This window comes from Flavobacterium sp. W21_SRS_FM6 (assembly GCF_052119645.1).
GTDB lineage: Bacteria > Pseudomonadota > Gammaproteobacteria > Enterobacterales > Alteromonadaceae > Paraglaciecola.
In genome coordinates this window covers 141,586-160,838 of record NZ_JBGQOM010000005.1, presented here as the reverse complement: position 1 = coordinate 160,838, position 19,253 = coordinate 141,586, and the positions used below count along the sequence as shown (strand labels likewise).

Genomic DNA, 19,253 nt, shown 5'->3' with positions numbered 1-19,253 from the left:
GCTTTACGCTCAAGGTGTTTGCACAATTTGACTTTTGCTTGGCGGCCACAGTCGATTTCCCTGACTGATTATTGGGCTTATTTGGCCTGCAATTACCTAGCGGCAATGAGCAACAAGTCGCAGAGTTGTTAGAAACAATTTGCTCGTATCTTAGGTGAAGCCAAGGAATGTATTGCAGCGAAGCACCTAGATCAATGCGGCACAACGATCTCAGGGTCGCAAAAGAATATCTGCAGGCATTGAGTAATAGTTGATGGAAAATACATTCACCTGCGACGCATGACACATCTGCAGCTAGGGCGTTGAAAGCTAAGGTCCTGGCAACAGAGAACTGGCACCTGTCGCAGCTTGTTACCTTAACCAAAGCCACTTTGGGTGTGACGGTTATACATGAGGATACGCTTGGCTACAGGCAAGGTGGATGCGCGGAATAAAACGTATCTCACTAGTGTGTAACAAAGCTGTCACTCTTAGTCCCTTATTCGCACTACTCTAACGAAAGATAGACTTTGCCAACAGTTCATCAAGAATGGGCGGACGCTTACTGCGTTTCACCGTAATGGCATAAAAATGTTCAAAGGCCTTGGGTAAACTTAAATATTCAATCAATGAGCCTGCGCTTAATTCATCTTTTACAACCACTTTAGGTAAGACCGCTAGTGAGCCACTATCACGGGCCAGTAGTCGCAACATTGCCATGTCGTCTACTTGGGTTTGTATGTTGGGTTCAAATTGAAAATGGCTGCAAAATGCATCGAAACTAGCGCGAATTTCACTTTGTTTACCCGGTACAACCCAACGAAAATCCTTATAACCTTGAGGAAATTCACTCTTAGGTAATAAATCAGGTGGGCCAACGATGGATAAGGGCTGACGACCTAAGAGTTGGACTTGCCATAAATTACCTGCGTCTACTGCCACATTGACGTTAGATAACACCACATCTAATTTGTGATTTGATAATTCATTTAACAGATTGGTAATGCCTTTAGATACCAAGGTAAATTGCACATCCTGACGTTGCAATAAAGGGGAAATAAAAGCTTCAATAAAGTTTCTCGACATGACCGACATCACACCAATACGCAGTGGTTGTGTGGCAGATTGCGAATTTCCCTTGAGTAACGACGCGAGTTCTTCACCTTTGCTGAAAATATCGTCGGCTAAAATAAGGGCTTGCTGCCCCTGTTGCGTGAGAATCAATTTACGCCCTTTTCGCTCAAATAAATTCACATCCATCGTATGTTCTAATTGTTTGATTTGTGATGATAAAGCAGACTGAGACGTATGCAATTCTTGGGCTGATTGGGTTAAGTTGCCACTTTTTGCTACATGCCAGAAGTAGTATAAATGATGGTAGTTTAATCGATTCATAATTCCTTAAAACAGAACGTTTAATTAATATTTATCTATTTTACGGAATGTTATTGCCTTTGCATACTAGCGCCATCTATAAAAATGGAAACAAACGGTATGCAAATTCTCCTATCCGCACTTTTACTGGCAGTAGGTTGCTGTTTTGCCCTCGCGTGCTTTAACTTTAAAATACTAGGCCGATGGCGCAATATGACGTGGTTGTATGGCTTGGCTTTGCTTTTGTCAATGAGCTTTGCTGTAATAAGCCTCTACAGCCAGCAGCATCCTTTCTTATGGTTTAACCCTTCAATTTTAACGACGCTGTTAATCCCACTCGTGTCGTTTTTGGCTTTGGTTTTAACCCGTTATGCTCGCACCTATCTTGAAGGCCAGCCGCGAATTGATTATTTTCAACAGTGGTTTGCCTTGTGCTTACTCAGTGTATGGGCGGTACTGAGCAGTAATCATATGACGGTGTTTATTAGCGCTTGGGTAGCCATCAGTTTTTGTTTTCACCGTTTACTGATGATGTTTCCTGAGCGCCCGCGCGCCGCATTGGCTGCCCATAAAAAATTTATCTTTGCGCGTATCGCCGAGTTGAGCTTATTGATTGCTTTTTTATTGTTATATGCCCATTGGCAAAGTCCGTGGATCAGCCAGTGGACGGCGAATATCGCCCAATTAGACGCCCTTCCCCGCCCACTGGTTTTCGCTAGCGTACTGGTAGTGATTACTGCCATGATTAAATGTGCGCAGTTACCCATCCACGGGTGGTTAATCCAAGTAGTCGAATCCCCTACGCCCGTTTCAGCCTTACTGCACGCTGGCATTGTGAATTTGGGCGGGTTTTTAGTTATCGTATTTGCGCCGCTAATTAGCTTATCGCCAGTGGCGATTTGGACCCTGCTCATTTGGGCTGGACTGAGCGTGGTTATTGCTGCGCTTGTGGTACAAACCCGAATAAGCATTAAAGTAAAGCTGGCATGGTCGACCAGCGCGCAAATGGGCTTTATGCTGCTTGAATGTGCGCTGGGGTATTACGAACTAGCCATCTTGCATCTTTTGGCCCATTCGCTTTACAAAGCTTACGCCTTTTTGGCCTCTAGCTCAGAAGTCGACAAATATTTGCTTCGCCAAATAAACGGCCCAAACACCCCTAGCTTCAAACAAATAGCAGCAAGTTTACTACTTGGAACAGCTTCTGTAGCCCTCTGGCACAGCATACTTCCCATCCATCCGGCCATGAGTGTGCTGTACATTATTATGTTCTCGCTACTGTTTAGTCACCTATTCAATACGGCTTATTGGTACTTAAGTATTCCGCTGAGTGCGAGCGTTTTTGTCGTTTTTTATGTGGTACAACAAATGGGTATCAATCACTTTATCAGCGCTGCGCCCGTCGATTTAAGCATGGGGCAACTGGTTTGGGTTTCGTTGTTGTTTATCATCATGGGCAGTGTGTACTGGTTACTTAAATTGGCAGCAAAACGCCCTCTTAGCCAGCGTGTTTACCGCTGGTTATATGCAGGCTTTTATTTAGATGAATGGTCAACTCGTCTTACTTTGGCTATTTGGCCTACACAGCTCCCCAAAAAACATGTTGTTAGCACTACCCTTTATTCACAGGAGAGATCTAGATGAGCCATGTCGCCCACCAAACATCAGTATTGAGTAGCGCGCAAATTGCGCGTTTGCAATTAGGCTGTCAAAAAATTGCACCAAGTTGGCCTTTAGACAATTGGATCGCGGTCAATCCTTGGTGGCTCATGCACCATCAGCCTATTAGCGAGGTGAGCGCTAATCTGAATGTGCTAGCCGGTGCTACCTGCATTATGCCAAGATCATACTTTTTGGCTCAGTGGCAACAGCAAATTAAACCTGCCCAACTCGCTCAAGCTATTGCAGAATCGAATCTGAACATTGAGCAGGACGATGCCTTAGCCTATTTAAAGGCTGAGAATGACAAACACGAGTTTTTAGCTTTTAGTCGAATACTTGATTTACAGCGCAATCCACAGCGCCAGATCAGCTGGCATGATGAAATTATTCACCAGATTTCGCAAACCGTCGCCAGCTATGCCTTATTAATGGAACAAGGCGACGGGCCACAGCAAGGTTTATATGAGTATTGGTGGCAACAAGTGATCCACGACAAGGGTATTAGTATTGTTATGGCTGCCCCAAAGCTCAGTAAAATCTTTGCTGAGTTACCTCACGACCCACAGCAAATTTTAGCCATGACCTTAGACGAACTCGAGATTACGGCAGGCTATCAAACCGATTTTGCCCATGCCATGTTGCTCGATATTAACGGCTGGGCATCTTGGGCCGCCCATCAGCAATGGCTAAAATCCGATGTTGCACTTGAACACAATCAATTATGGCAATTACTCGCTATCAGAATGGCCTGGGAACGGGTGTTGTATCGCTATATTACCCAACAAGAAGCGGCGCAACACCGAGCCTTAATTCAGCGCTGGCATCAGCAATTTGTTGTTCTTCCTTTGCTGGTAGACCATGTAAAATCACAACAAGAAATCCTTTGGATTTGGCAACGGGCGGCAGAAATAGCCTATCAGCACAGCTTATTTGCAAACTTGCGACAGCGAGACGATGAAAAGCAAAGGCAAATTTTAAGCCCTGTGATGCAAGCAGCATTTTGTATCGATGTGCGTTCAGAGGTCTATCGGCGGGCCCTTGAAGCTCAGCATCCTGATATTCAAACTCTCGGTTTTGCTGGCTTTTTTGGTTTACCATTGTCTTTTTCTCCAAACGCAAACAACTATCAACGACCTCAAATGCCTGGTTTACTCACCCCCAGTATTGAAGTCAGACAAGCCAAAGCAAATAAGGGTTTTAGTCGTGGCGTAGCGCAGTCGTGGGATACCTTTTCATCATCATCCGTGTCCATGTTTAATGCTGTTGAGGCCAGTGGGTGGTTGTACGGTCTTAAAATGATCAAAAACACCTGGTTTGCAGGTAAGGCAAGCCATCCAATAAACGACAGTGTTAATGACACGCAGTGGCAACTGTACAAACAAGGAGTGCCACTCACCACGGCTGATAAAGTTAGTCTCGCCCACTCTGTGTTAACCGCCATGGGTCTGACCACACACATCGCGCCTTTCGTTTTGTTGGTTGGTCACGGCAGTCAAAGTTGTAACAACCATATGCAGGCGGCGTTAGACTGTGGCGCCTGCTGTGGACAAACTGGCGAAGTAAATGTACGAGTATTAGCCAGTATATTAAATGATACTGAAGTACGTGCAGGTTTAGCTCAGCAAGGTTTGCCCCTTGCAGATACAACGCAATTTATTGCCGCTTTGCACAATACCACCACTGATGACATTACCTTATGCAGTTATGGCGATGTTCTGCCAAACGAATACCAGCAATGGTTGAAACATGCGTCACAGCAAACGCGTATCGAACGCGCTCGCTGTTTTAGCATTAATGCTCAACCAGAGCAGCGCAGCCGTGATTGGGCTGAACTACGACCCGAATGGGGTTTAGCCAATAACGCCAGTTTTATTGTGGCTAAGCGCCAACATACCAGACACTGCAACTTGCAAGGTCGAAGTTTTTTACATGATTACGATTGGCACACTGACACGGGTTTTCGCACCTTAGAGTTGATCTTGACAGCACCGATGATCGTGACCCACTGGATTAACTTTCAGTATTACGCCTCGGTGACTGATAACCATCTATACGGCTCTGGCGATAAAACCTTGCATAACGTGGTAGCGGGTCACTTGGGTGTTTTTGAGGGAAATGGCGGTGATCTCAGGGTCGGTTTACCCATGCAATCCCTGCATAATGGCCAGCAATGGATGCACCAACCCTTGCGCCTTAGTGTTGTCATCGATGCGCCACAAGAGGCGATTCAAACCCTTGTTGATCGCCATGAAAGCGTGCGCCAATTGATTGATAATCAATGGCTGTATCTTTTTGCATGGCAACCACAACGTGGCAAAATAGCCCGCTTGCTGCAAGGAGTGTGGCACTATGTATGATCACATATGTCTGTTTGGAATCGAAAAATATGGGAGCTATATTTAATGCCACATTCCTCTGTGCCTCGCGCGGTTGCGCTGCTTACTCGACACGACAAAGGACGCGTTATTGCCCCTATTTTGCAAAACAAATTAAACTGGCAACTGCACACAAGCGATGCTTTTGATACCGATCAACTTGGCACTTTTAGTGGAGAAACCCCACGCACCCTAACGGCCTCTGGCTGCGCGGAATATAAGGCGCGATTGGCCTGTGAATTAAGCGGTTTATCCATTGGCCTAGGTAGCGAAGGCTCCTTTGATGCAGGGCCTTATGGCGGCTTACTACCTTGGAATCAGGAATTACTCACCTGTGTTGATATAGACAACAACTGGCAAGTAACCGGTATTGCCCACGGGCCGTCGTTTCATCAGCAACGTGTACTTGAATCATCTGACAAACTATCCGAGTTTATTGAAGATATTCCCAAGGGACAGGCGTTAATACTGTATCCTCAATCACGGCCAGCCGATACCTTATTTAAAGGTGTGCATGGCAAAGATAATATCCAAGCTGCATTTCAAGAATGCCAAGATAGATGCTCTGAAGCAGTTGTTGTTGAATATGATTTACGTGCCATGCACTGCCCTGAGCGTATGAACAGAATCGCCCAAGCGACTGAAAATTTGTTTGCGCGTTTACAATGTTATTGCCCTAATTGTAAACGACCGGGCTTTTGGCCTGATCACCTCGTGGACGGCCTTCCTTGTGGTGTATGCCATATGCCCACCCATTCTATTGCCAAACGAATTGCAATCTGCCAAAGTTGCCAGCATCAACAATCTTTTGCTGTCGACACGCCTTTTGCTGAACCGGTTAACTGCCCTTACTGTAATCCCTAAATGACGAAAGACACCTTATTATTATCCCTTGAAAGTGATGCTGATCTAAAGCAGGCCGCAACGCTGTTATCTGCCGGTAAGTTAGTGGCTATCCCCACAGAAACAGTGTACGGATTGGCCGCCAGCGCCCATGATGACAACGCCATTAAAGGCGTGTTTGCCGCCAAAAACCGTCCCAGTGATCATCCATTAATTTTGCATATTGGCCAGTTTTCTCAATTGGCTGATTGGGTCATCGATGTGCCGGCCAGCGCAAAATTGTTAGCCGAGCATTGCTGGCCCGGCCCTTTAACGATGATTTTCAACAAAGCGCCGGGGGTCAGTGCCCTAATTACGGGTGGGCGCGATACCATCGCAATCCGTATGCCGGATAAAACGCGCTTACGTCAATTACTGACGGTTTGCGGACCGGTAGTGGCGCCTTCGGCTAATTTGCATAAAAAGATCAGTCCAACCTGTGCCCAGCAGGTCATGGATGGATTAAACGGCCGTATCGATGCGGTACTTGATGGTGGCAATTGCCATTTAGGCTTAGAGTCAACGATTGTCGATTTAACTGTACGGCCTGTAAGGATCTTACGCGCTGGGCCTTACTATGCTGAGCAACTCGCAGCGATAATGGGTGAAAACGTCGTTCTGCCCAGTAGCCATGACGTGGCTGTTGCGGGCAATATGCCAGCGCACTACCAGCCTAATACCCCTGCAAGCTTGTTCACGCGCCAAGCAATTGAAGCAAATATCTTAAAACGTGAGTGCAATGGGCCCACATTGGCAATTATTCATATGAGTGAGCTTCCCCTTGTTCAACTCAATAACGCAAGTATTCAATCAATCAAATTGAGTACGCAGCGAGAAAAATACGCCAGTCAACTTTACCAAGCGCTTAGCCAAGCGGATCGAATGAACTGCGATGAGATTTGGATAGAACAACCGCCTTATGAATGGCATGAAGTTATTGATAGAGTAAGTCGCGCCTGCTTTAAAGCTTAGCTTAAACACAGCCTAAAAAGGTCACGCAAGAATATTAACCAAGGCCTTAGCACTATATGGATGCGAACAACGAAAATAATGTTGCCTGCTATCTCTCTGCGCTTCTGTTCGCTAAGGCTCATTACTACTACTGGGTAAAAAGGAGCCACAATTAAACCCCGTTCAGTGTGAGATCGCACAGACGCGTCATGCTCATCCCTCCATGCTAAACGGCAATTAAATACGAGCGCAGTTATTTGGCTGTGCACTTTTATCGCTGGAGAGCCTCATGGCACCAACTTCATCCCTCCCTATTTCTAATCACTTGCTAGACGGGCTGTCAGCTCAGCAGCAGCAGTGGTTTTACCATCACAGCACCTTGGTTCAACTAGAGTTTGGAGAGGTACTGTGTCAAGCAGATGAAACAATAGCGTTTGTATATTTTCCCTTAGGTGGATTTGTTTCTTTGTTAGTACCTATTTTGGACGAACCCGCTATCGAAATGGGTTTAATAGGCAATGAAGGGATGATAGGAGCAACCCTCGCGCTGGGAAAATCAACAGCACCAATGCAATGCCTTGTTCAAGGCTCTGGTAGTGCCTTAAAGCTAGAAGCCTCGTCGTTTTGTCAATATTTATCAGACAATGGGGCCTTGCAACACACCATTCACAGTTATCTGTATGTGACCTTGTTGCAACTAGCGCAAACCGGCGCTTGCAACTGTTTTCATGAAGTACTACAGCGTTTGGCACGTTGGCTATTAATGACCCATGACCGCGCTCACGCCGACACGTTTATGCTCACCCACACATTTTTGGCTACCATGCTGGGTGTACGTCGCAGTGCGGTCACCATCGCGGCCGGAAGTTTACAAAAACAAGGCTTGATCCGTTATCGCCGCGGCCACATTCAAATACTGTCACGGGAAGGTTTAGAGCATATTTCTTGCGGCTGTTACTTTGCGGCTTTAGCAAGTTATGAAAATGCCATGGGGCAGTAACAATTACCCTGAGGTGATAAGCCATAAAAAAGGGACGAGTAATCAACTCGTCCCTTGCATTTTACTGGCTAATATTGATGAGACAAGCGCTCATCATCGCCCTTATTTTTCTAAGGTAAAACGATCAAGATCATTAGCAATGGTAATATCACCTTTGTAAAACTCAGCCACTTCGCCAGTGTATTTAGCAAATTCTTCAGGCGTCACTAAACCTGGTGCCATGTGAGTCACCACTAATTTTTTGACTTGCGCTTTGGCTGCAAGCTGACCCACATCAGCCGGTACTAAATGATGTTTAGATAAATGTTGCTTCATATGACCAAGGGCTTTCGGTGGCATCATCGGATTCATGCGTTTTACCAAATTTACGGTATGTTCAACGTCCATCATTTCACTGATCAATAAATCAACGTTCTGTGAGAGCAATTCAACCGCTTCACTGGGCCCAGTATCACCGGTATATACAACGCTAAAGTTAGGCAATTCGAACTTAAATGATAGGGCTTGAAATTTATTGTACTCCTCACTGTCTTTTGGCCAGCTGTAATGAGTATTGCGGATAACACTGAGTTTAAATCCATCAAAATCAAGGACTGAACCATCAACCACTTCTACCACTTTGATGTTTCTATTTGGTGGTGCAGTCGCTTGTCCTGGCACACCATAGTGACCTAATGCTCCATAGGTCATAAAAGCAAATATTCCATCTACGGTTTGTTTTGTGCCCGGAGGCCCGTAAATAGTTAATTCACTTTTAGTTTCAGTTTGCCAGCGTAAACTTAAAATAGCAGGTAGGCCGCCAGTGTGGTCAAAATGAAGGTGGCTTAAAAAAATTGCATCAACATTTTTAATATTCGAACCCGCTTTAGCTAGCTGGCCTGCGGTGCCGTCACCGGCATCGACTAAATACGTTTTACCATTAACCAACAAGGCATTTGAAGGTTGAGAGTGCGTAGCATTCGGAATAGGGCCGGCCATTGTACCTAAGGTGATCCATTCATTTTTGCTACTAGCAGTCACTGTATAGCTGACTAAACTCAAGCTAAACAATACACTGGCGATTATTTTTGGCAATTTCATACAGTTATTCCTATTTTACTTTTGGTATATTTTATTGTGACAAAAAAGCATTAATTTCAAAAAAGCATTGATTTCAAAATAGCGCTACATACTGCTTATTAAGACTTCAATTTTTCATTTAGATTCACAATTCAAATAAAAGCCCAAATAGTTAATCATGGGCTTCTTTAAACGAATTCATCGGCTCGCCACGGTAATGGGCGAACCGATTAACAAGAAGCGTATAACCGTCTACGTTAACGCTATTGTGCCTTTTTCTAAAAAAACTCTGTTCTGAAACGAAGTCCAAATGTACGCGGTGGATTGTGGACAACGTAAGTTAATCCTCGGTTATTAACATTTGAGTTAGCAACATATACCTCATCAGTTGCATTACGGACGAACAAGGATAAAGTCCAATCAAAAGTGTCAGTACCAGAAGCGAGCGTAGCATCAAAGTCCAACGTTACATAAGAATCAGAGTTCGTTGAATCTACGAACATAAAATTCGTGGCTTGCTCTGAACGATGTGATGCTTGTGCAGTCAAGGAAAGATTATATCCATCAATCTGAATGTTATGGTTTATCGCTAAATTTGCTCCGAAATCAGGTGAGTAGAGTAGACTTTTCCCTGAACAATCGTAGCTTTCGAGGTCACCAGTTACACCTGTTGATGCGCACCCAAAACGACCCCGTCCGGGATCAGATACAAGCGTTAATGAATCATAAGTAGAATCTAGGAATTGAGCATTACCGCTTATTGTGGTGTCACGACCTACTCTCCAAATCACATCCACATCTAACCCTTGAATGGTGGCGTCACCGTTAGCAATTGGGAATGACGAGGCACCTTCTAAAGTCGTGAAGTAAGTGACTTGTTGGCCATCATACTTCCAGTGGAAAGCTTCTAAATTAAGCTGAAGTGTGTTGTCAAAAAAACGATTTTTCGAACCGATGGTAAATGCATCGATATACTCTGAGTCATAGGTAGGTGCTGCGAGAGATAAATCTACACCACCTGCACGATAACCCGTTTCGAAAGTCGCATACAGCAAACTGTCTTCGGCCACATCATACTCTAGACCAATTCGGTAAGTCGTTTCATTGTAATCTAAGTTCGACTGTATGAACCCCTCACCTACATTAACTATTGTGCCTATTTGAGGAGTGATACCACCCGGAATTGTCAAGTTATAGAATGGAGGAGGTCCCATGCCAGGTACTGTCGCAACTGAGTCTGGTGCAATTAGTCCTTCATTTACAAAGTACGCTATGAATTCATCCCGATCTGAGATGATAGGGTGTGCTGGCATAGCGCCAGACGCACAGCCGTTGCCAAAGCTAGCAGGAGGCGTGAGGAAGTTACCACTAAACGGCGCACCACCACAAAAGGTAACAAATGTATCACTGATACCCTCAGCGTATTTACTGTCCTCTGTGTACCGCAATCCCAAGTTTATACGAAAGGTGTCCGATACATCATATGTAGCCTGACCAAATACTGCCCAAGAGTCGCCACCATTTTCATAGTTCTGGATTGGTGATGCATAGTTTTGCGCAAATACACCACTAGTTTGAATTTCTTCATCGAAATAGAATATGCCCAGAATACCATTTAAAGAACCTTCTAAATCGCTCGTAAAGCGCGCTTCTATGCTTGTCTGCTCGTTTTGCTCACTGGTTTTAGCAGGGGCAAAACCCGGGCCTACAAAAGTATAGTCTTGCTCTGATTCTCTGTATGAAGGGATCACAGTAAGAGTACCGGATTCTATGGTGTAATTTACTTCAGCCATAAAGCCCGTAAAGGAAATATCTTGGCCTAAATCATCAATATCTAGAGGTCGGTAGGGTGCAAACGATGGCGTGTGCAGTACGCTAGTTCGGATGGCGTTAGCTTCATCATCAGTAGGTCCTGTAAAAGCATCGATGCCGGAAGGGAAAAACTCTTGTAGGTTACCTGCGTCATTGCTGAACGTTCCTATCAGATCGCCCCCTGCGCCAATCGCTGAATTTTCAGAGTAATCTGCGGCAAAGCGAATACTAAAGTCTTCAGTAGGTTCAAATAAAACTTGAGCTCTAACAGAAAAAGAATCTGCATCATTAGTTCCATCGTCAGAGTAACCATCCCGTTGCAACGAATTAACCGATAGTCTCAGCGCAGCTTCGTCGCCAATTGGCGCATTGTATGCGCCTTGAAAACCTACTCTTGAATAGTTACCCAACTCAACTTGAGCGTAACCTGAAGTTTCGCCTAGCTGCGGCTTCACTGGGATATAGTTCACAACTCCACCTGTCGCGTTGCGACCATAAAGCGTTCCTTGAGGCCCCTTCAGGACCTCAACCCGCTCTAAGTCGTAAAGAGCTTGACCCGCTGCACCACTAGAACGCCCAAGATAAACCCCATCAACGTTCTGGGCAACGGCGGCGTCAGTTAATGGATTAACTGTCAAGGCTCCTACTCCACGGATAAAGATACTTGTGAGTGGACCACCGCCAGCACTTATACCTAAGGAAGGTGAAAGCCTTCCGAGGTCTTGACCTGACTCAAGACCCTGACGAGTCAGAGATTCCTGATTTACTGCTAACATGGGTACAGCCGCATCCTGCATCGATTCAAACTTACGCTGGGCGGTGACCATAATTGTTTCAATGCTAATGCTTTCATCAGCCTCTGCTTCTTGGTTAGCGGTCTCTTGCGCTGCCGCTTGAAGTGATAGTGCTGAAAGTGCCAGAAGCGGAAAATATAAAGATAGCTTTTTTAGTTTCATGTGAAGTCCCCAATAATTATTGCTGTGCCAAACTCGTGTATGTAATGTTCAATACTATGAAATAGTCTGCATGTTAAAATTTAGTAGCAAAGCCAACTTATTCATAACGATTTAATTTCATTTATTTAACATAATGGAAATGTATGAATTGATAAAATCGAATATATTGATATTAACTATCCATTTAGCAGATACCATACTCCCTTAGTCAATGTGGCATTTTGTTCGAATCAGGCGATGTGTATCGCTATCGTAAGCTCTACTGTGACTTACAAGATATTAGACAACAACTCGGCATCAATCATGTTCACAAGCTATTGAAGTAAAAGGAGAAAAATACCCAAGTCGACTCCCGAAAACCCAATACCTTAGTAACCTTAGGCATATACAAACAAGTGGTGTAAGCTAGGAAATATAGTGGGTGTAACCTAAACCATGCACTTAAGTCAGGAACGCTGCAACTCCCTGCAATAGTTGACTATAGTATTATTCGGTTTGAGGTAAGCAATCATCTTTTACTGTCTAAATGATTCGTTGTGCAGTCCATACAAAGACAGATTAGTAAGTCGCTAACAATCGATTTCCTAGATACATTAAATCAGTTTAATCCATTTTCATTATGCACAAATTCATCACATAATTTTCACATGTTTTTGACTTACCTGTTTAATGGTATTGCCACCTATTAAATAATAATTGGATAACAACAAATGAACACCACACCTCCAAACACCAGCCAAACAGCGCAAACAAGACATGGGGTCATCTTGACCCTTGCCGCTGTGATGCCAGCTATGGCGATTATTTCTTTGGTACCTGTGCTTCCATTACTCACACAAGAATTTGCTAGTGTAGAGGGCGTAGAATTTTTAGTACCAATTGCCATGACCATCCCTGCACTTTGTGTTGCCCTTTTTTCTCCCATTGCTGGTTTACTGTCAGACAAAACTGGAAGAAAATCGCTGCTGATAATGTCGTTGATTATTTATGCAGTAATTGGTTTGGTCCCCTTCTTTTTAACTGAATTACCACACATCATCATGACCCGCGTGGTGTTAGGTATAGCTGAAGCCGTGATCATGACAGTAGCGACCGCATTAATTGGAGACTATTTCCAAGGTAAAGCCCGTGAACGTTGGGTTGCTATTCAAATCGCCAGCGTCAGTTTAAGTGCGATTATATTAATTGCTGTTGGTGGTTTATTAGGTGAAGTACTGGGTTCTCGCGGCCCATTCTTACTTTACTTACTGGCCCTACCTATCGCTTTATTGTGCGCCATCGTATTATTTGAACCGGTGAAACATCTGCGTACTGCTGTCAGTCATTCAGCTAAATTTCCGATTAAAACCGTATTGCCGTTGTTATTTACTACCTTATTTGTCGGTTTAATTTTTTATACCATTATTGTGAAGCTAGGCGTGATATTACAATTAGTCGGCGACGTGTCACCTGCTGTTATCGGTGGTATTGGTGCAGCAGCCAATATTGGGGTCGCCTTAGGCTCAGTAACCTTTAGTAAGCTCAAAGGAGCATCTGGACCCAAACTCGTTTGCATTGGCTTGCTACTGGCCACCTTGGGCTATGTCGGTGCAAGCCTGTCTATCTCGCTTCTAGTCACATCTGCTTCTTTGTTCGTAGCGTGTTTTGGTTGTGGTATGTTGTTACCCACCATGTTGACATGGATTTTAAGTTTGTTGCCTGACAACGTTCGTGGCCGTGGCACCGGTCTGTGGACTGGCGTTTTCTTTTTTGGACAGTTTGCCGCGCCTATCGCTGTCGCAGCCTTGCAAAATAAGATGGGTAGCTTAGAAGCAGTGTTAATGTTGATTGCAGGGCTGTCACTTATTGGCGCTGCAATTGCAGCAAGCAGATTAAAAGGGGCAAAAGGTTTAGTGAGTCACTAAATTCTTCATTCACCTGAGCGCCACTTAAGACTATTTGGGCGCTAAAAAAAAGCTGATGAGCTTAACCTCATCAGCTTTTTTTATTACCGCTAGTTTGCATATTTAACTACCGTTCTACGGTAAGGGATGCGCTTTAAAAAACTGCCAAATTAGGTCTGTCGCAGCTAAGCTTTCCTCGGTTTTGCCTAATCCAAAGCGCAACATTTGTTCGGCCATCGGGCTGCCTGGCCACGTATGACCCGCTTCAGTGGAGCGATAAAAAACAATATCTGCGTGGTGACTACATCCTTGATAGGCAAACTCTGTTAAAGACGATGATAGCGCTGTTTGCACGGGTGCGTTGCACTGATTATGCTTGATCCAGCCAGCTAAAGCGTCTTCGACGCCCATCGTCCAATACACCGGTGAATCTTCACGAAGAATAAAATGATTGATGCCGTCTTTTTCACCATGGAAGGTCATAATCGGTACAGAGCGATAGGGCTGACAATCTGTTGGAAAACGCAGCCCTGCAACAGGCGCAATGGCGGCGATTCTATCGGCTAAATCACAGCCTAATCGACTGCTCATTCTCGCCCCACCAGAAAAACCAGTGGCATAAATACGTTTATTATCTATGGCCCAGTCTTGTTGTAATTGATGTAGAAGCAAAGTGATAAAGTTGACATCATCAGGGCCCGGTTTTTTGTTTGCATTCCACGTAATAGGGCCACCTGCTGTACGAGTAAATAGTGCAAGTGGCGTTACCACAATAAACCGCTCTTTTTCGGCTAGCTTTTCAAAATCCGACAATGCTTCTTGCCTGTCAGGCGTATTGCTGGTGCCATGAAAATTCAACACCAAAGGCAAGGGCGTGTTATCTGTATACGAAGCAGGTACAAATAATCGGTACTGACGCAGATCATTATCTACTTGAATATTTTTATAGGGCGCTTGCTCTGCGGCTAAGCCACTAGAGCTGATCAATAAAACAAGAGCGTAAAGGGAGTTGACGATATACATGCGCATGGAGAGTCCTTATAAAATCTGCCGGTCATCAGCTTATTGGCCTGCTTATAATGTAGTTAATCAACATAATAAACAGGCTTTACTACAGGTAACGATTTACGCTGCTAGCTATTTTACTAGGGCCGTAATTTGGTCAAGGCGTTTTTCGAGTGAGTCGTGTTTCAACACCGCTCCTGTAACATTAAATTCAATCACGTTTTCAGTGCCCTGAGTATATGCAGGCCATGGGGGGGCATTTGCCAACGATGGGTCACCCACCTTCGCAAAATTAACCCACGCATCATGCATGACTAAGGATACCTGTTTATCTGCTTCACTCCAATCATCGGCATAACGTGCGGTGCCGCTTGCAAAAACAAAGGGTATTTCACTGGCGTGATACGCACCGTCAACCTTACCTTCTAAACTAGTCGGTACGTAGGTGAAGCGATAAAACCACGTGGCTTGACCCACTTTACTGGTTTGGCGTGCTAAAAAGCGCGCAGGCTCCACAAAACTGCGATCCCCAAAAATCATAGAGCCTAAAAAGGCCATATTAACCTGTCCGTTTTGCTCAGGAACAAAGGGCTGGTACGCCGCTAAAAAAGCATTTGGATCAGAGGCTTGCGCCAACGCGCCTTTAGCAATCATCTGGGCGCCATGAGGATTGTAGTCTTTCAAAAAACCCCATTCGAAGTCGTTACTGCCAACAAAGTAGGGAATTTTCATTTGATGACCGGCTGTAAAACCACTTTCGTCATCTTCAAGCACCACCTTACCGTCGATCATCGGCCCGCTATAAGTGGGCACATTCATCGAGGCCATATTTAAACCACTTAGGACTTTTTCCACCGGTAAAGCACGCAGCTCAGCCATGGCTTGTTGACCTTCACTGTCTATTCCAACACTCGTGGCAAAGGCCACACCAATTTGCTCGGCAGAAGGTTTAGCCCCTTTACCCTCTTTGTCCAAATACACCACTGAACCATTCGACTCACTGCGACCGCCGCCGGACTGCACAATGGCTTTATGAAACAATCCTTTCGCCTTGGGCGACAGCATCATCGCATTAACCGAACGTCCACCTGCCGATTCACCAAACAAAGTCACGTTGTTGGCATCGCCACCAAAACTAGCGATATTATTTTTTACCCACTCAAGAGCGGCAATTTGATCCATAAAACCATAATTACCTGTGGGTCCATCAGGGTTTTCTGCACTAAGTGCAGGATGGGCAAAAAAACCAAATCGTCCAAGGCGATAATTCAAACTGACAAAGACCACACCAGATTCTGCAAAAGCTTGTCCGTTATACACTGAGGGTGATGCCCCGCCATTAACAAAACCACCACCGTGCAGCCATACCATTACGGGCAATTTGTCTTGTTCATCGGTGTTTGGCGCCCAAATATTTAAATACAAGCAGTCTTCACTGACCGGTTCACCCAGTGGCGCTGCATCACCTGGAAAAGGAATTTGCATGCAGTCATTACTGAAATGATTGGCATCTTTGATGCCTTGCCACGGTGTAACCTTTTGCGGAGGCTGCCAACGTAGCTCGCCCACCGGCGCTTGGGCGTATGGAATACCTAAATAGCCTCTTACTGACTGAGCCGCACCGTGCAGTAATGTCCCTTTTACTAAACCGGCTTCAGTGTTCACAAGGAGTGGGTCAACGCTGGCTTCTTTGGCCTCACAAGCCAATAAACCGAGGCTCAAGCAAAGTACGATGATGAAACGAGTCGAACGAATTTTTTGCATAGTGGTTCTCCTAGACAAGCGCCATTAGTAACTAGTGGCCTATCTGTAAAATGATAAATGCAGATTGGCATAGCAACCAATCTGCATTTGTTTTATTACTACTGCTTTAAAAAACCAAGCGGTTTACGGTTTGATAGCGAGGTCTTTTGGTAGACTAAAGCGGGCGCTTTGCAGAATCTCCCGTGAAGACGTACCTGCTTTAAGCACGTATTCACCGCTTTGTGCCAGCCACATATTATGCTCTTGATCGAATGAGCTCAGATCTCGTGCACTGAGTTCAAAGCTAAGTACTTCGGATTCACCTGGTTGTAACAGTGTGGTTTTAGCAAACGCGCGGAGTTCACTTTCAGGTTTGACTAAGTTAGTTTGTGGCGCTGAAACGTAGATTTGCACCACTTCTTTACCTGCCACCTTACCGCTATTTTTAACCGTGATTTGCGCCACAATTTTATCGCTAAATACCTGACTACTTAATGAAATGGCAGAATACGTAAAGTCGGTATACGACAAACCAAAACCAAAGGGATAAGCCACCTCAGCGTTTTGGGTATTGAAATAGCGATAACCAAGCATGATGCCGTCGTCATAAGTCACCTTAGCTGGCACGGTTTGCATCATGCCTTCTGGCTTTGCCTCAGGGTCAAGCACGGTACCGGGAAACTCTTTCGCGGCGGGATAGTCAGGTAAATCGAGTGGCCAAGTATCGGGCAATTTTCCTGATGGATTGGTGTGGCCCAGTAACAGATCAACAATGGCATTGCCCGCTTCTTGACCGGGTTGGTAGGCCAGTAAAATCGCATCGGCTTTGTCTTGCCAACTGGCCATTTCAATTACGCCACCTACATTCAAAATCACCACCACAGGCTTGCCCTGTTGACGAAATGCACTGGATACCATGTCGAGCATGGCGCGCTCTTGCTCGGTTAAATAAAAATCACTTTGCTGGCGATCAACAAACTCACCTGAACTACGACCAATGGTAACCAAGGCAGCAGAATATTTTTGTGCCGATGCGTGCAACAATTCCTGTTTTAAGCCGAATTCCACTAGGGCTAGTTTTGGCATAAAGGCTGCGAGAGGGTTATTCGACACAGGACGTTTAGCGTCTTCTGTTTTTATATGGGCTTTGTAGGCCGAAGCGAGTCCGGTTTCAAACTCAATTCCCGCTTCTTTTAGGCCGTCTTCTAACGTAACCACATAAGCTTCATTAACATCACCACTGCCAGTGCCACCGATGAGCACATCAAACGAATGATTACCAAACAAGGCCAATGACTGTTTATCCTGTAATGGCAAGGTTTGAGCATTATTTTTTAATAGCACCATGCCTTCTTCAGCAACTGTTTTAGACAGTTGGCCGTGTTTGATTAAATCAGGCTTGTTGCTGTAGGCATATTGGCTAAATGCGGGGCTAGCCTGCACCAGTTGCAAGATGTTTTTTACATTGCGATCCAGTTTTGCTTCATCCAATTTACCGCTTTTAATGGCACCGATGATCATCCCTTCTTGATAGTCCATGCCCGGCATGAGCAAGTCGTTGCCCGCTGCCATTTGCTGGGCTGCATCTTTGCCGCCAAACCAGTCAGTCATCACCACGCCATTAAAGCCCCATTGGTCACGCAAGACCTCAGTCAGTAAATAGGCGCTCTCAGAGGTGTATTCACCGTTAACTTTGTTGTACGAGGACATGACTGTCCACGGTTGACTTTCTTTGACCGCGATTTCAAAACCCCGTAAATAAATTTCACGCAGTGCACGCTCATCAAGTTGTACGTCAATAGTGTTGCGGTTCCACTCATGGTTATTGGCTACAAAATGCTTAAGCGATGTGCCCACCCCTTGTGATTGGACGCCGCGCACCATGGCAGCCGCCATTTTACCGCTGAGTAAAGGATCTTCTGAATAATACTCAAAGTTTCGACCGCCTAAAGCAAAGCGATGAATATTCAGCGCAGGGGCCAACAGCACATCTACCCCATACTCTTTTGATTCTGCACCAATAGCCTGCCCCACTTGTTCAACTAGAGACAGATCCCAGCTTGAACTTAATAAATTAGCGATAGGAAACGCGGTAGCATAATAGGTATGATCTTTGTCATCATCACGAGTAGGTGCAATACGCAATCCCGCTGGGCCATCAGCCAGTACAATAGAGGGAATGCCTAAACGCGGAATAGCGTAAGTGGTACCTGCTGCACCTGGCACCTTATCTTTAGTTTGACCTACTGTTGGGCCGCTGTCGCCCATGTTCATGCCGGTACCGCGAACCAGTTTGACTTTTTCTTCCAAACTCAAGGCTTGAATCACTTCATCTAATGAGGCCTGTCCTAACTTCGGTGTGGTAGTCGCCAAGGCAGGTAACACGGACATGGAACTTGCCACAAACAACGAGAGCCATATTGCTCGAAAAGCAATTGATTTGGGTTTATTGGCTTTTATTTTTCTTATCATATTGAGTTACTCACCCTGAATAAATTTTATAGACACTAGCTTGTGTTACGACGATTGATTCATCATTAACGCAAAAAGCTCGCCTGACATAGGCGAGCAA

12 protein-coding genes are annotated in these 19,253 nt (G+C 45.1%); 6 read left to right on the top strand and 6 right to left on the bottom strand.

Annotated features, from left to right (window positions below; translation table 11 throughout):
- Positions 1 to 492: 492 nt before the first annotated feature.
- A complete protein-coding gene (locus ACEN2L_RS10385; RefSeq protein ID WP_441743548.1) occupies positions 493 to 1,374 on the bottom strand; it encodes a LysR family transcriptional regulator in 882 nt (293 codons plus the stop codon).
- 99 nt (positions 1,375 to 1,473) lie between these two features.
- On the opposite strand from ACEN2L_RS10385, the gene ACEN2L_RS10380 reads away from it, so the two are divergent.
- The 5 genes from ACEN2L_RS10380 to ACEN2L_RS10360 all read left to right on the top strand — a co-directional run bounded on the left by ACEN2L_RS10380 (position 1,474) and on the right by ACEN2L_RS10360 (position 8,223).
- Complete coding sequence (locus ACEN2L_RS10380; protein ID WP_441743547.1) at positions 1,474 to 2,997, top strand: NADH-quinone oxidoreductase subunit L; 1,524 nt, start codon at positions 1,474 to 1,476, stop codon at positions 2,995 to 2,997.
- Positions 2,994 to 5,372: a YbcC family protein gene (locus ACEN2L_RS10375; protein ID WP_441743546.1), complete on the top strand. Its 2,379-nt coding sequence runs from the start codon at positions 2,994 to 2,996 to the stop codon at positions 5,370 to 5,372. Before ACEN2L_RS10380 ends, ACEN2L_RS10375 begins: the two co-directional genes overlap by 4 nt.
- Positions 5,373 to 5,417: 45 nt before the next feature.
- A complete protein-coding gene (locus ACEN2L_RS10370) occupies positions 5,418 to 6,254 on the top strand; it encodes a DUF6671 family protein (RefSeq protein ID WP_441743545.1) in 837 nt (278 codons plus the stop codon).
- Positions 6,255 to 7,244 (top strand): L-threonylcarbamoyladenylate synthase, encoded by a 990-nt coding sequence (locus ACEN2L_RS10365; RefSeq protein WP_441743544.1) that lies wholly within the window; start codon positions 6,255 to 6,257, stop codon positions 7,242 to 7,244.
- Between the two features lie 268 nt (positions 7,245 to 7,512).
- On the top strand, positions 7,513 to 8,223 hold the full coding sequence (locus ACEN2L_RS10360) for a Crp/Fnr family transcriptional regulator (RefSeq protein ID WP_441743543.1): 711 nt from the start codon (positions 7,513 to 7,515) through the stop codon (positions 8,221 to 8,223).
- 102 nt (positions 8,224 to 8,325) lie between these two features.
- On the opposite strand, the gene ACEN2L_RS10355 is transcribed toward ACEN2L_RS10360, so the two are convergent.
- The gene (locus tag ACEN2L_RS10355; protein WP_441743542.1) at positions 8,326 to 9,303 is read right to left on the bottom strand and encodes an MBL fold metallo-hydrolase; all 978 of its coding nucleotides are present in this window, start codon (positions 9,301 to 9,303) and stop codon (positions 8,326 to 8,328) included.
- A gap of 257 nt (positions 9,304 to 9,560) precedes the next feature.
- The gene (locus ACEN2L_RS10350) at positions 9,561 to 11,891 is read right to left on the bottom strand and encodes a TonB-dependent receptor (protein ID WP_441743765.1); all 2,331 of its coding nucleotides are present in this window, start codon (positions 11,889 to 11,891) and stop codon (positions 9,561 to 9,563) included.
- Positions 11,892 to 12,760: 869 nt separating this feature from the next.
- Between ACEN2L_RS10350 and ACEN2L_RS10345 the strand changes: the two genes are divergently transcribed.
- The gene (locus ACEN2L_RS10345; protein WP_441743541.1) at positions 12,761 to 13,954 is read left to right on the top strand and encodes an MFS transporter; all 1,194 of its coding nucleotides are present in this window, start codon (positions 12,761 to 12,763) and stop codon (positions 13,952 to 13,954) included.
- A gap of 114 nt (positions 13,955 to 14,068) precedes the next feature.
- Here ACEN2L_RS10345 and ACEN2L_RS10340 read toward each other — a convergent pair whose 3' ends face one another.
- The 3 genes from ACEN2L_RS10340 to ACEN2L_RS10330 form a co-directional block, all read right to left on the bottom strand.
- On the bottom strand, positions 14,069 to 14,962 hold the full coding sequence (locus ACEN2L_RS10340; RefSeq protein ID WP_441743540.1) for an alpha/beta hydrolase family esterase: 894 nt from the start codon (positions 14,960 to 14,962) through the stop codon (positions 14,069 to 14,071).
- Positions 14,963 to 15,070: 108 nt separating this feature from the next.
- A complete protein-coding gene (locus ACEN2L_RS10335) occupies positions 15,071 to 16,702 on the bottom strand; it encodes a carboxylesterase/lipase family protein (RefSeq protein ID WP_441743539.1) in 1,632 nt (543 codons plus the stop codon).
- Between the two features lie 123 nt (positions 16,703 to 16,825).
- On the bottom strand, positions 16,826 to 19,153 hold the full coding sequence (locus ACEN2L_RS10330; RefSeq protein ID WP_441743538.1) for a glycoside hydrolase family 3 C-terminal domain-containing protein: 2,328 nt from the start codon (positions 19,151 to 19,153) through the stop codon (positions 16,826 to 16,828).
- Positions 19,154 to 19,253 lie beyond the last annotated feature (100 nt).

Excerpts from the sequence above, each read along its gene's own strand:
- ACEN2L_RS10375 (WP_441743546.1), top strand. The coding sequence starts at position 2,994 with ATGAGCCATGTCGCCCACCAAACATCAGTATTGAGTAGCGCGCAAATT.
- ACEN2L_RS10350 (WP_441743765.1), bottom strand. The coding sequence starts at position 11,891 with ATGCAGGATGCGGCTGTACCCATGTTAGCAGTAAATCAGGAATCTCTG.
- ACEN2L_RS10340 (WP_441743540.1), bottom strand. The coding sequence starts at position 14,962 with ATGCGCATGTATATCGTCAACTCCCTTTACGCTCTTGTTTTATTGATC.
- ACEN2L_RS10335 (WP_441743539.1), bottom strand. The coding sequence starts at position 16,702 with ATGCAAAAAATTCGTTCGACTCGTTTCATCATCGTACTTTGCTTGAGC.
- ACEN2L_RS10330 (WP_441743538.1), bottom strand. The coding sequence starts at position 19,153 with ATGATAAGAAAAATAAAAGCCAATAAACCCAAATCAATTGCTTTTCGA.
- ACEN2L_RS10365 (WP_441743544.1), top strand. The coding sequence starts at position 6,255 with ATGACGAAAGACACCTTATTATTATCCCTTGAAAGTGATGCTGATCTA.
- ACEN2L_RS10355 (WP_441743542.1), bottom strand. The coding sequence starts at position 9,303 with ATGAAATTGCCAAAAATAATCGCCAGTGTATTGTTTAGCTTGAGTTTA.
- ACEN2L_RS10385 (WP_441743548.1), bottom strand. The coding sequence starts at position 1,374 with ATGAATCGATTAAACTACCATCATTTATACTACTTCTGGCATGTAGCA.
- ACEN2L_RS10345 (WP_441743541.1), top strand. The coding sequence starts at position 12,761 with ATGAACACCACACCTCCAAACACCAGCCAAACAGCGCAAACAAGACAT.
- ACEN2L_RS10370 (WP_441743545.1), top strand. The coding sequence starts at position 5,418 with ATGCCACATTCCTCTGTGCCTCGCGCGGTTGCGCTGCTTACTCGACAC.
- ACEN2L_RS10380 (WP_441743547.1), top strand. The coding sequence starts at position 1,474 with ATGCAAATTCTCCTATCCGCACTTTTACTGGCAGTAGGTTGCTGTTTT.
- ACEN2L_RS10360 (WP_441743543.1), top strand. The coding sequence starts at position 7,513 with ATGGCACCAACTTCATCCCTCCCTATTTCTAATCACTTGCTAGACGGG.